The 13,786-nt window shown below is 39.8% G+C and carries 10 protein-coding genes; 7 read left to right on the forward strand and 3 right to left on the reverse strand.

What is annotated here, in order from left to right:
* Positions 1–124: 124 nt before the first annotated feature.
* The 3 genes from H5162_RS05935 to H5162_RS05945 all read left to right on the forward strand — a co-directional run bounded on the left by H5162_RS05935 (position 125) and on the right by H5162_RS05945 (position 3,552).
* Complete coding sequence (locus H5162_RS05935) at positions 125–583, forward strand: zinc ribbon-containing protein (RefSeq protein WP_145240558.1); 459 nt, start codon at positions 125–127, stop codon at positions 581–583.
* Between the two features lie 81 nt (positions 584–664).
* The gene (locus H5162_RS05940) at positions 665–3,073 is read left to right on the forward strand and encodes a Lon protease family protein (protein ID WP_145240561.1); all 2,409 of its coding nucleotides are present in this window, start codon (positions 665–667) and stop codon (positions 3,071–3,073) included.
* A 2-nt stretch (positions 3,074–3,075) separates the two neighbouring features.
* The gene (locus H5162_RS05945; RefSeq protein WP_149980730.1) at positions 3,076–3,552 is read left to right on the forward strand and encodes an FKBP-type peptidyl-prolyl cis-trans isomerase; all 477 of its coding nucleotides are present in this window, start codon (positions 3,076–3,078) and stop codon (positions 3,550–3,552) included.
* Between the two features lie 46 nt (positions 3,553–3,598).
* Here H5162_RS05945 and H5162_RS05950 read toward each other — a convergent pair whose 3' ends face one another.
* Genes H5162_RS05950 through H5162_RS05960 form a run of 3 tightly spaced genes read right to left on the reverse strand, consistent with a single transcriptional unit; the run spans position 3,599 to position 6,743 of the window.
* Positions 3,599–5,038, reverse strand: a complete 1,440-nt coding sequence (locus H5162_RS05950) for a sugar porter family MFS transporter (RefSeq protein WP_220493069.1) — start codon at positions 5,036–5,038, stop codon at positions 3,599–3,601.
* Between the two features lie 30 nt (positions 5,039–5,068).
* Positions 5,069–6,178, reverse strand: coding sequence for a FecR family protein (locus H5162_RS05955; RefSeq protein ID WP_145240565.1), 1,110 nt, complete (start codon positions 6,176–6,178; stop codon positions 5,069–5,071).
* Positions 6,171–6,743 carry an RNA polymerase sigma factor gene (locus H5162_RS05960; RefSeq protein ID WP_145240567.1) on the reverse strand — a complete coding sequence of 191 codons (573 nt, stop codon included), beginning with the start codon at positions 6,741–6,743 and terminating at the stop codon, positions 6,171–6,173. Before H5162_RS05960 ends, H5162_RS05955 begins: the two co-directional genes overlap by 8 nt.
* Positions 6,744–7,259: 516 nt before the next feature.
* On the opposite strand from H5162_RS05960, the gene H5162_RS05965 reads away from it, so the two are divergent.
* The 4 genes from H5162_RS05965 to H5162_RS05980 all read left to right on the forward strand — a co-directional run bounded on the left by H5162_RS05965 (position 7,260) and on the right by H5162_RS05980 (position 13,682).
* The gene (locus H5162_RS05965; RefSeq protein WP_182758048.1) at positions 7,260–10,550 is read left to right on the forward strand and encodes a TonB-dependent receptor; all 3,291 of its coding nucleotides are present in this window, start codon (positions 7,260–7,262) and stop codon (positions 10,548–10,550) included.
* A 78-nt stretch (positions 10,551–10,628) separates the two neighbouring features.
* The gene (locus tag H5162_RS05970; protein WP_145240572.1) at positions 10,629–12,185 is read left to right on the forward strand and encodes a tryptophan halogenase family protein; all 1,557 of its coding nucleotides are present in this window, start codon (positions 10,629–10,631) and stop codon (positions 12,183–12,185) included.
* Between the two features lie 35 nt (positions 12,186–12,220).
* Positions 12,221–12,967: a SapC family protein gene (locus H5162_RS05975; RefSeq protein WP_182777948.1), complete on the forward strand. Its 747-nt coding sequence runs from the start codon at positions 12,221–12,223 to the stop codon at positions 12,965–12,967.
* Positions 12,960–13,682 (forward strand): DUF6445 family protein, encoded by a 723-nt coding sequence (locus H5162_RS05980; RefSeq protein ID WP_246175493.1) that lies wholly within the window; start codon positions 12,960–12,962, stop codon positions 13,680–13,682. The genes H5162_RS05975 and H5162_RS05980 overlap by 8 nt, the downstream gene beginning before the upstream one ends.
* The last annotated feature ends 104 nt before the right edge of the window (positions 13,683–13,786 follow it).

Consider the following 13,786-nt stretch of genomic DNA (forward strand, 5'->3'; position numbering starts at 1 on the left):
CCAAAAAAAGCACTAATCACAGCGTCAAATCAGTGGATTTTATATGAAATTAGTTTTCAGGGCAGGTTAACCTATACTTGTGTAAGGTATAGGTTCGCTAAACACAGTTCTGAAGGAGTAAACAATGGCTGATTATAAGACGTGGTTAACAGATTTGAGCACATGGTTAAAAGACGTAAAAGATCATGAGCTAAAAGATGCGATGGATAAGTTTATTGAATCTGAACAAGCGCTAAAAGATTTAGGACAAGAAAAATTAACTTTATACAGTGAATATTTAAAGCGCGATATTGAACACATCCAAGAGCACGATCAACACTATGGTTCCCTTGCATGGCAAGAGCTTAAAGAGTCTTTGTGGTTTGAACTTTCACATATCGAAGACAAAACTCAACTTGAGTGGCAAGCATTAAATCAAGATTTTAAGCACAATGGGGTATATCACCAAGGCGAATGGATAGCCATGGGCACATTAGTATGTAAGAATTGCCAATATAGTTATGATATTTACCACGCTACGCAAATTACAGCGTGTTCGCAATGTGATGGTATCTACTTTAGCCGCAAGGCACTACAACCTTAAATAGTTAGTGAACAGTGCCTTTTAGTGCACTGATGCCACCTTACAAAATCAACGAATATGTTGGTATAAAAAGAAGTTAGAATGACGAAGAAACTGCTGCCTTTATCTGTGTCGGCCCTTGCGCCGACAATTTCACTTAATCATGTACAAACGTGCATGAACAATCCATATCCTGAAACCTTGACTTTCATCGGTCAACAGCGGGCGCAAAGTGCGCTTGATTTCTCGTTAGGGATGGAATTACCTGGTTACAATGTGTATGTAATGGGGGAGGCCGCGCATGGTCGGTTTACCTTAGTCAAAGATAAACTTCAAGCACACAGCAAAGGCCGGCCAACACCAAATGAGTGGTTATACGTTAATAATTATGACGACCACCGCGAGCCTATCGCAATGTTTTTACAAGCAGGTCAAAGTAAACAGTTAGCTGATGATATTGACTCATTTATTGATGAAGTACTCGACACCTTTCCTGCAGCGTTTGATAACCCAGCGTACCAGCGTAAAAAGAAAAAAATCGACCGTGAATTTAACGACGCTTACGATAGCGCAATTACTGCTGTGGAAATTGCCGCGCTTGAGCAAAGTGTTGCCTTAATTGAAGAAAAAAGTGTGGTTGGATTTGCCCCGCTGATTGATGGCAAACAACTAAGCGATGCTGAATTTGCTGAGCTTGATGATGAATTGCGTGAACAATTTTATGAAGTAATTGAAAAACTCGAAGATGCACTCATTGAGGCACTGATTGAGTTGCCTCGTTGGAAACGTGAATCATCTGAAAAACTCCGTAATTTAAAAAAATCCACCGCAGAGCTGGCTACTAAGCCATTACTAAAAGATCTTGAACATAAATATGCTGCGCACATTGGAGTATTACGCTATCTAAAAGACATCCGCGTGGAAATTATTGATGCGGTACTTGAGTGGCTCGATGATGAAGATGTTAGCGACGAAAACAAAGAAGATTTTGACCGTAAAGGGATGCTTACCGACTTTTTTGCACCTAATATTTTAGTTGAATTTAAAGAAGGTGATGCTGCCCCTGTGGTGTATGAGCCAAATCCTACCTTTGGTAATATTTTTGGCAAAATTGAATATGCTACTTCACAAGGCTCATTGATCACCAGTTATCGATCGATTCAGCCGGGGGCACTGCATCGCGCTAACGGTGGTTATTTGATTATGGACGCTGAAAAAGTGATGGCTAATCCACAAGTGTGGGATGGTTTAAAGCTGTCATTAAAAACTCATCAAATCAAAAATGATTTACCGTATCAAGATAGTGCTGTTGGCAGTAGCTTTACCTTGCGTCCACAGTTGATCCCGCTTGATGTAAAAATTATTTTACTCGGCTCGCGTGAGTTGTATTACACCATCGGTGAATATGACGAAGAGTTTGCTGAGCTGTTTAGAGTGTTAGCCGATTTTGATTATTACCTGCCAAGCAGTGATAAATTACAGTATCAATTTATCACTAAAGTGATTGAGTACTGTGAGCAGACGCTAAAGTGTAGTCTAACTGAGTCAGCGATGGCACGATTACTGAAATTTAGCTACCGCCAAGCAGAACATCACAATAAGCTTTCAGCTCGTTTTGCTGATGTGTTAGAGCTAGTGGCAGAAGCCAGCTTTTATACCAAGCAAGATAACTTAACTTTAATTGATGCCCATCATATTGATGAAGCGATTGAAGGCAAGCAATATCGTACTGGGCAAATTAGCGAAAATATGCTCAGCGATATCAAAGAAGGGCATACCTTAATTGCCACCGACGGTCATGCTGTAGGTAAAGTAAACGGTTTAACAGTATTACACATTGGCGATACTTCTTTTGGTACTCCGGCACGGATCACCGCCACGGTTTACGCTGGTGCGGATGGGGTAATTGACGTTGAGCGCGAAGCTGAGCTGGGTAAAGCCATTCACTCCAAAGGTGTCATGCTACTGACTGGCTATTTAGGTAATAAATATGCGCAGCAATTTAGTTTAACGCTCAGTGCTAATATCGCCATTGAACAAAGTTATGGCTACATTGATGGCGACAGTGCGTCATTAGCTGAGTTGTGTGCGCTTATTTCTGCAATTACTAGCTTACCTATTAGCCAGTCAATTGCACTGACTGGTTCAATTAACCAGCACGGTGACGTGCAAGCCATTGGCGGTGTAAACGAAAAAATTGAAGGGTTTTTTAAGCTTTGCAAAATGCGTGGTTTAACGTCTGCGCAAGGAGTAATAATTCCTAAATCAAATCAAGTAAACTTAGTGCTTGATGACGAGATCCTCAATGCAGTAGAGCTTGGCAAGTTTCATATTTATGCAGTTGAAACGGTTGACCAAGCGCTTAATTTACTGATGGATATTGCAGCAGGCGAGTTGAGCGACGGGCAATATCCTGAAAACTCAGTTAACGGCATTGCCTTAGCCCGTTTAAGTGAAATTGCAGATATCGTTAATGGCGATAACGACGAAAAAGAACACGAGAAAGAATAATCATGATCAACATTATTTTGGCGATTATCATCGCCATTTTATGCTTTTTGATTTTTCAAAATAGCAAAAAAGTAAAGCAACAAGCGGTCGCTAATGCGCAAATCGAAGCCGACTTTTTAGTGGCAAACAGCAAGGTTGAAGGGGTTATTGAGACCGCATCTGGTCTGCAATATAAAGTTGTTAGCAGCAGTGGTAGTGAGGCAAGACCAAGCCCAACTAGCATGGTGAATGTGCATTATCACGGTACTTTGCTAGATGGCAGTGTATTTGACAGTTCTGTTGAGCGTAATAGCCCAATCAGTTTTGGTTTAAATCAGGTAATAAAAGGCTGGACTGAAGGCTTGCAACTGATGAGTGAAGGCGATAAATACACCTTTTATATCCCTCACCAATTAGCTTACGGTGAAAAACGTGTTGGCAGTATTCCTCCAGCCTCTTTACTTATATTTGAAGTTGAATTACTTAAAGTAGAGTCTTAGTTGAAAAAAATGGCGAAATAAATACATTCGCCATTTTAAACAACTTTTACATGGCTTCTAGCTTGATACCACGTGTTTCTTTTATATATTTAACAATAAAAAATACGCTAATAAAGGCCGAAATAGCATAAAACCCATAGGCACCAGCTAAACCAATACTACCGAGCATAATCGGGAAGGTCATGGTAATTGTAAAGTTGGCAAGCCATTGCGCACTTGCTGCAACAGCTAAAGCAGCCCCTCGAATACGATTATTGAACATTTCGCCTAATAGTACCCATACAACAGGTCCCCAGCTTAAGCCAAAAAATACCACAAAGAGATTAGCCATGATAAGTGCAAACGTGCCCATACTGTCAGTTAATGCAAGTTTACCTGCCGCATCGAGGCCTGCGCTACCAAAGGTATAAGTTAATGCACTTAAACTAATAAACATACCAATACTACCTACTAGTAATAATGGTTTTCTGCCTACTTTATCGATAAGCGCAATTGCTATAAAAGTAGATAAAATATTGGTAGTACCCGCTAATACATTGATGAATAAAGATTGTGATTCATCAAAACCCGCTGCTTGCCAAAGCTCAGAGCCGTAATAAAAGACCACATTAATGCCTACAAATTGCTGAAAAACAGACAAAGCGATACCAACCCATACAATTGGGTGTATTTTCTTTTTACCGTCAATAAATAAGTCACGAATACTTGGTTTTTTATCGCCATGAAGTGACTGCTTAACATCGTTTATTTGTGATTGGGCATCATCATTAGATATTTTTTTAAATACAGCTTTGGCTTTTTCTAATTGGCCTTGGGCAACTAAATAACGCGGCGACTCTGGTATAAATAATACTCCCAACAGAAATAATCCTGCAGGTACAAGTTCTGCCCAAAACATCCAGCGCCAAGCCGCCAGCTCAAGAATAAAAATACCTTCAGCGCCGTTTGCCGCCGAAGCGATCAGGTAATTACTTAAAAAAGCAGCAAATAAGCCAAGTACAATCGCTAATTGTTGCAGTGTTGCTAATCGTCCACGCAAAGCCGCAGGTGCGACTTCAGCAATGTAAGCGGGTGCCAATACAGATGCAGCGCCAATACCGAGACCACCAAATAGACGATAAAAAATAAATTCAGCGGAGCTGTCTGCAATGCCTGAACCAAACGCGCTAATGGCAAATATTACTGCAGTGATGATCATAATTGAGCGGCGGCCAAATTTATCAGCAAGCGGGCCCGCAATCAGCGCACCAAGAGCACAACCCAGTAAAACCGACGCAACATTAAACCCTGTTGCGACGCTGCTTGAGTTAAATGTTTTGCCAAGCGCCGACACAGTTCCGTTGATAACCCCGGAGTCAAAGCCAAATAAAAAGCCACCAATTGCTGCAACGCCAGATATAAATATAACGTAAAGTAGAGAATGGGTGTTTGTTGATAAAGAGTGATTCGGGCTATTAATCTTGCCCGACGATAAAGGTGTTGTCATGGTGATATACCTGGTTATTGTTGTAACGAATTATATAGTAGTGTGAGGCGACGCATATTTTAACATGATTTTATCGGGGCTGACTCTTTCATAACTAATATTAAAGTTATTATTAAGCACTTCGAGTAGACCTTTAACGTCGCCAGTTTTGAACATGCCTGCAACGTGTACTTGCTTCAAACGTTCGTCATCAGCAAGCTCAAAGTTAATATTGGTATAGCGGCTAATTTCGGTCATTGCGTCGCTAAGTGATTCGCCTCTGAAAATGATACTCCCTTGACGCCAAGATAAGTTTGCTGCCACATCAATCGCGTCAATTTTTTCAACTTTTTTGGTAATTTCACCCTTAAAGTCTAAATTGAGTTTCTCACCCTTTGATACCGGCGTGGAATGCAGCGATACATCTTTTGCAACTCTAGAAGTGCCATTATTTGAGAGGTTAGGTACAGCGGTTGTATACTGCTGAGCAACTAATACTTTTCCATCGGTAACAATAAGTTCTATTTGTTTATTGTTTACCTCTACATTAAACGCAGTTCCAACGGCTTGGATTATTTTATTACCAGTGACGACACTCAAAGGCCGTGAGGTATCATGTGCGACATCAATATGGATCTCACCACGAAGAAGATTGATTACTCGGGCTGATGGAGTGTATTTAATATGGACAAAACTATTTGTATTGAGTGTTATTTTACTTTGGTCAGGCAAAATAATATCTTTACTTTCTCCAATCGCAGTTTGAAAGTTTAATTGTTTTGCTACTACCGCAGATTTATTCGCTTGGTTAAACAGCGAAAAATTAAATGTTTCTTGAAAAAAGCTAAGCGCAACAGCCAATAAAATGGATGCTGCTATTGCGCCTAACCACACAGGGAGTTTTTGTTGTTGTTTTGATGCTTGTGGAAATAAGTCTGATAAACGACTTAACTCACTCATTTTATCCCACAATTGTGCAACTTCTAGCAGAACCTCAACATTTTTGTAAGAATCTCCAAGCCAAGCTTTAAGTGCTTCTTTTTCATCGCTGCTAAGGTTTCGGTCAAGTTTGGCTAGCCACTCACTCGCTTGATCTAAGCGTTCATCTTCAACTTGATTACTATCTTGGGAAGATTGATGGATCTGATGAATGTTACTCATATTTGCCTCCTGCACTGAGGTTTGCTGAAGGGGCTGGCTCATTATAGGTGCTTTTATTTGATTGACGCATAAACAGCGTACATCTTTTCATGCCTGTTGCAATATGCTTTTCCACGGTACTTTCACTAAGCTCCAATTGTGCAGCTATTTCACGCTGCGAATAGCCATACACTTTTTTTAATACAAATACTTTTCGACACTGTATCGGAAGCAATCTTACTGCTTCACAAAAATTCGAAAATTCATTATCGGTAAGTGTGCTCTCATACATCTCATCTTTGTATTGTTCACACAGAAGTTGCTCAAGCGCTTCCATATTATCAATACCGTCGACCAAGCGTATATTGGCCTGTTTTTGATAATCTAATGCTAAATTACGCGCAGTTTTATAGATAAATGACTTGGGAGAGTTAATATTGTCGCTGTTTTCAATTTTGCATATACGCACATACGTTTCTTGCACAATATCTTCAATTTCATGAGGTGGCACAATTTTAGCCACAACTCGCGAAATGCTTTTTCTTGAGACTAAATAAGCCTTGTGAAGTAGTGTGTCTTTCGTCATTAACGTTTTCTCATCGGATTTAGCTCTGCTGTTATTATTTTTATGCCAATACTTAGTAAGACGATTGAGATAAAAAAATCCACTAGGCAAAAACCATTTAATCGCATTTTTTTAATATAACGTTACCCATTGCCCTTTACCGGTCCATTTCTCGTTTTGCTTAAAGCTTGTAATTACAGTGTTAATTGTACTACAGTTTTTAGCAATCAAGAGTTCGGGTCTAGGCGCTAAGCTACTTAGCATCGTATGGTGCTTCTTTGGTTGTTAAAAAAACAGCGTACAAATTATCTTAATTTACATCACTAAGTACTTAGATATTTACACCCAAATAGATACTTTAAATACGATTTAAACTTTTTAATTACTTGTTCTAATTGACGATATGCAGCAATTTTAGAAATGGGTTTAGCGGATAAAAACAGCAATTACTTTGCAAGCGAAACATTATTCAAAATTGAATATTTCGCCGTTGTATTTTAGTAATAATAAAAACAAAAAGGCTTAGCAATTTTCAGTATGACTAGTCAAAAATATATATTATTTGTAAATAATCGAAAATATTTATGGGGGAAAATAAAAACTCACTCGTCTTTGTTTTGTGTATGGCGAAAAACCATGCACATGAAATATCAAACATCTCAGCTTCATTTTTGTGTACTGGTTTTGGTTTTTACTTTGTTTAATACAGAGGCTCAAGCAAATACCAAAAATGGCAAGATTATGTTTGATATTCCAAGACAAAGGGCTGATCTATCGCTGATTAATTTTGCAGAGCAAGCTGATATTACCTTGTTGTTTCCGTTGGATAAAATCCAACAGTTGCAGACTAATAATATTACTGGTGAGTATTCAATAATAACTGCATTAAATAGTTTACTTGCAGGGACAGGCTTGCAATCACATGTCAGCGAAGATGGGCAAATATCTATTTCGATAGATCCACGCTTCGAGAGAAATGACAACATGACTAATTATAAAAAAAACGGGGTGGCGAGTGCCGTACTCGCAGTGCTTAGTAGCGTTACACTACCTGCAGTAGCCGATACCGCAGAACAAGGACCTGAAATAATTGAAGTAAGAGGAATAAGAGGATCACTTGGACGCGCAATGGATGCTAAACGTGAAGCGGGTGGAGTCGTCGATTCTATTTCAGCAGAAGATATTGGTAAATTCCCAGATACTAACTTAGCTGAGTCATTGCAACGTATCACCGGTGTTTCGATTGACCGTTCCGGCGGGGAAGGGCAATTAATCACGGTACGGGGATTCGGCCCGCAATTTAATACCGTGTTAGTCAATGGCCGCCAAATGGCATCTGAAAACCAAAGCCGAGCATTTAGTTTTGATACTATCGCGTCGGAGCTGGTAAAGAGTTTAGATGTATTTAAAACATCAACCGCAACAAAGCAGTCAGGCGGTATAGGCTCAACAATCAATGTAAATACCGCTCGTCCATTTGCTATTAATGGCTTTAAAGTAGCCGGCAGCATAAAAGGTATTTATGACGACAATAGTGAAGAAACAACGCCAGAGGTATCAGGATTAATTAGTAATACATTTAATGACGATACCCTAGGTTTGTTATTCGCTGTTTCACGTCAAGAACGTAGAACCCGGTTAAATCAAGCACAAGTAGATGGCTGGTTAGAAAATGTTGGCGTGCCTAAGCCGCAAACACAAAGCGGACAAGCTTATACTGGCAATATTTTTTCTCCCCGTAATTATGATCATAAAGTAACCACAGAGACGCGCACTCGCACCAATGCTAATTTAGTTATTCAATATGCCCCGTCTGATGATGTAGTGATTACTGGCGATGCACTGTATTCTGATTTTGATGTTGAAGCCGATACAACGTCTTATGGACACTGGTTTACTGCACCCAATTTAGAAGGGTTTGGTAATGCTGATGGACCAACTGTTGACGAAAATGGCACGGTGATTGATCTTTATCAAGAAGTCGGGCTTGCAACGGATATGCACGCTAAAAAATTCGATCGTTTAACAAACTCCAGTGCGCTTGGGCTTAATTTACAATGGCACGTAAACGATAATTTAAAAATGAATTTTGATTTAAGCCATTCAAAGGCTGAGCGTGAAGCAAATAATGGCCGAGGTGATCAGTTATCTTTGATTGGTTATGCAAACCGTGTGCGCTTTCAAGTTGATCAAGGGATCTTACCTTATGCGAGTGAGTTTGCATCGGCTGATGACAGTATTTACAGTGGTCAACAGGAGCTAGATGGCAGCGCATATAACCCGGCAATTAGCCCTGATGGGGTCTCAAATCATTTAGATCCGGCAAATAGCCGAGCTCATGTTATGTTGCGTCGTGGCTGGGCGGTCGAAGATACCGTTGATCAATTTCGTTGGGATAGTACATGGTACAACGATGGTTATACGGGTCTTGTAGCCGTAAAATTTGGCGCAATGTATTCATCCGAAACTAAAAGTCTTGAACGTTGGGATAATGAAGGTGTAGGTATACATTGTACTTTCTGTGGTTACCCAGATATGCCTAGTATGGACGGACTCGCACAGTTTGTATTTGATGCCGGCGATGACTTTTTAGATAACGTCAGTGGCAGTGGTCGTATGCCAACATCTTGGCTTGCACATGATGGTGAAGCAAACTTTGCTTATCTTGAGCAATATGCCGCTGCAAATGGGCAGCCAATTAGCTTTGATGCAGTAAAGCGTAATAAGTCATTTGAAATAACAGAAGACACAATTGCTTTGTATAGCGAATTTGATTTTGAATCAGAGCTTGCGGGTATGCCCTTGTTTGCCTCAGCTGGGTTTAGGTATGAAACGACTGATGTTGAAGTGAACGGAAGCGATGAACCAGTTAACTCATTGTCAATTTTAGATAAAACAGAAATGTTAGCTAATTATGGCAATGTTCAATCTATTTCAGCTAATTCTGACTATGAAGCCATTTTACCTAATTTTAGTCTTAAGCTCGAAATCAATGATGACTTAATTGCCCGTGCTGCGGTATCACAAACAATCACTCGGCCGACGCTCGATAGTATGTCACCGGTAACAGTGATAGAAACAACGCGGCAAGGTGGCAATTTAACATCCAGCTCTGGTAATCCAGCGTTAGCTCCTTTTACTTCTGATAACTTAGATCTATCTCTTGAATGGTACTACGGCAATGCAAGTTATGTATCGGCAGGTTATTTTAGAAAAAATGTTGCTAATTTTATTATCAATACCACTGAAGACTTAACCTTTGAACTGCCCGGTGGCGGTCTACTTACTGATCCTTCCACAGGTAATGATGTTGATAGTCCAGATCCAGCAGACACCACGGCGGTGTTTACCAATACCATACCAAATAACAGTGAATCAGCAATTGTTGATGGGTGGGAGGTTGCTCTACAGCATACTTTCGACAGTGGCTTTGGTTTTATGGTTAATGCCACTATTGTAGATAGTAACAAAGAGTTAGATGCTGCAGATATTACTCAAGTGTTTGCTCTTACAGGCTTAAGTGATTCATATAATGTGGTAGGTTTTTATGAAAATGATTCTTTTCAAGCTCGCTTAGCTTACAACTGGCGAGACAGCTTTGTGCAATCGTTAAGTCAACTTAATGGTGATGGTGTAACTATTGTAGAAGACTATGCACAGCTTGATGCGAACATTAGTTATGATTTAACAGAACACGTCACAGTCTTTATTGAAGGCATTAATCTAACTCAAGAGTATGTTCACAAACGAGGTCGTTTTGCTAATCAAATGCTACAAATTGAAGACAGCGGTCGACGTTTCATGTTCGGTATTCGCGGTAATTTCTAGGTATTAATCGGGTAAATAAAGTGACTTTTATGTATTGATTAAAAGTCACTTTTAATTGTAATCCACGCGAGTATTAAAATGAAACAACAAGAAAAAAGCATAAACACAGTGATTGTCGTGGGTGGTGGTATTGCGGGTTGGTTAACTGCGGGGCGATTGGCTGCAGAGCATAAGAGTAATACGGACGTTGGCGTCAAGGTCACGTTAGTCGAATCGCCAAACGTACCAATTATTGGCGTTGGTGAAGGTACTTGGCCAACAATGCGCAGCACTTTAATCGCTTTGGGTATTAGTGAAACCGACTTTATCCGTGAGTGTGACGCTAGTTTTAAACAAGGTGCTAAGTTTGCACAATGGGTGGATGGTGGCGAAGATGATTATTATTATCACCCATTGGTTTTACCGCAAGGATTCACTAAAACAGATATGGCAGGATATTGGTTAAACGATGGCGAGCAATCATCATCGTTTTCTAATGCGGTATGTTTTCAAGAAGCACTTTGCGAGCAAGGTCTTGCGCCAAAGACGATCAGAACGCCTGAATATGGCGCTGTCGCCAATTACGCTTATCATCTAGATTCAGCTAAATTTGCAGTGTTTTTACAAAAACACTGCATCGAAAATTTAGGTGTAACCCATATTTTAGCTGATGTTACTAAAGTTAACAGCATCGAAAATGGTGATATAGGTAGTTTAACAACAAAGCAGGCCGGAAATATAAGTGGCGATTTATTTGTTGATTGCAGTGGTTTTTCATCGTTATTGCTCGGAGGTCATTATCAAGTGCCGTTCAAATCCTATCGTGATGTTTTATTCATAGATACGGCTTTAGCAGTACAGGTACCCTATGAAAATGACAGTAGCCCAATCGCTTCACATACCATCTCGACGGCGCAAGAAGCAGGTTGGATCTGGGACATAGGTTTACAACATCGCCGTGGTGTTGGTTATGTGTATTCGAGCAAACACAGTACTGAATCGCAAGCAAGGGCAAGACTTGCCGACTATATAGGCGATAAGATTGATTCACTGACAATCAGAAAAATTCCGATAGAAAGTGGCCATCGCAGTCACTTTTGGCAAAATAATTGTGTTGCTGTTGGATTGTCTGCTGGCTTTTTAGAGCCACTTGAAGCGTCTGCTCTTGTGTTAGTTGAGATGTCAGCGCAAATGATTAGCGAGCAATTGCCACCGACTCGCGAGGTAATGGACATTACAGCGAAACGCTTTAACGATACATTTCTCTACCGCTGGGGGAAAATAATCGACTTTTTAAAGCTGCACTATATTTTGAGTAAGCGCACCGATAATGCGTTTTGGATAGATAATCGCGATCCACAAACGATCCCACAAAGCTTGCAAGATTTAATGCAACTTTGGCAATATCGCGCTCCTGCTGATTATGATTTTGCGAGTAATAATGAAGTGTTTCCTGCTGCAAGCTATCAGTATGTCTTGTATGGAATGGGCTTTAAAAGTGATTACAGCAACTCACCTCACTTATTAAATGATAAAACATTTGCACAGAGTCAATTTGCTAAAAATAAACATATGATTCAGCAAGCAGTTTCAACATTACCTAGTAACAGAGAGTTACTTGATAAAATTAAGCTGCATGGGCTTAGTGCAATTTAATTGTGCTGTGAAATATAAAGAATAAAGAGAACAATATGACTAATTTAGTTGCAATTAATTACAGTGCTCACAAACATTTAAAAATTGATACCGCGAAAACTCAAGAACACAGTGCCACGCAAAATATGCTTCCCGTTGTGGTTGCTGAATTTAGCCAAGTATCTGTGCAACATCCGATCGTACTTGCTAAGAGTGGTGAAACAGGCGAATTTACCTTAACGGTATTATTAGGTTTTGAGCAACATGAAAATTTATTTTCGAAAGACGGTCAATGGCAAGGAGTTTACATACCATTACAGTTACAAAGGCAGCCATTTTTTGTCGGTGATATACAAACTGAAGTAGCGGGAGATTATGCGGTTTGTATAAACTTAGACAGCCCATCGATAGTTCGCGACTCAGCGCAAAATAACGTCAATGACATCCAGGTATTATTTACTGACAGCGGTGAAGATAGTGATTATTTTGTTAAAATGAAACAATGCTTAGGGTATTTATTGCAAGGCGAAATAGAAAATAAAGCACTGATCGACACATTGTTAGCACTTAATTTAGTGCAGCCTCTTTCCCTTGACGTTACCTTTTGCAATAAGCAAAGTTCACGTTTAAACGGTCTATATACGGTAAGTGAAGAGAAAGTAGCGGCACTAGATCCTGAACAAATAGGGCGTTTACATAAAGCACAACAGCTTAAACCAATCTACACGATGATCAATTCATTGGGTCAACTGTATCCACTTATTGAACGTAAAAATCAGCAGTTAGTTAGTGTACATGACTAGTGCTACTTTTTTAAACCCGGCAATGAAAGTTACACGCTTAGTTGTTGGTAATGAGCGCATACCTGTTTTAGTGATTGATGATTTAAGTTTAAACTATAATGAACTCATCGCCTGTGCTTGTGAAAACGTTAATCATAGCTCGGCATTTACTGCATCTAACGGAGATTTATACCCAGGGGTTCGCAAACCATCACCGGCTAACTATAGTGAGCAACTTAAAGAGTTACTCCCTATCTTAAAGTCGTCGTTCAATTTTATCGATAGCAATGACATGAAAGTGGTTTTTTCTGCGTTTTCAATTGCCACAACACCGGTAACAAAATTAAGGCCCATTCAAATGTTGCCTCACTTTGATACTCCTAGTGTTAACCAGCTTGCTGCTGTGCATTTTTTATGTGCAAAAGCATATGGTGGAACGTCCTTGTATCGGCATAAAGCATCTGGCTTTGAACGTATAACACAGCAGCGACTCGCACCGTATCGTGCAATGATCAAACAGCAAGCCATTGCTCAAAGGCTCCACGAACGTCCTAGTTATATTTCCAGTGATACAACATTGTTTGAGCAAATAGCCTCACTAGAGGCGAAACCGAATAGGCTTATTGTATATCCAAGTAATGCCTTGCATTCTGGTAATATTAATCCTGATTTAGGACTATCTAGTAATCCATCAACAGGCCGTTTAACCATTAGTAGCTTCCTAGCCTTTGGGTAATAACAAAGGCTAGGAAGCTAAAGTAACCTGAGCGCAGATTTAGTATTTTGATTGAATGGCTGAGTTTGTAGATGTTATATCTAAAGTAGAAATATAAGTTATAT

This window comes from Pseudoalteromonas sp. SR41-8, assembly GCF_014163915.1.
GTDB lineage: Bacteria > Pseudomonadota > Gammaproteobacteria > Enterobacterales > Alteromonadaceae > Pseudoalteromonas > Pseudoalteromonas rhizosphaerae.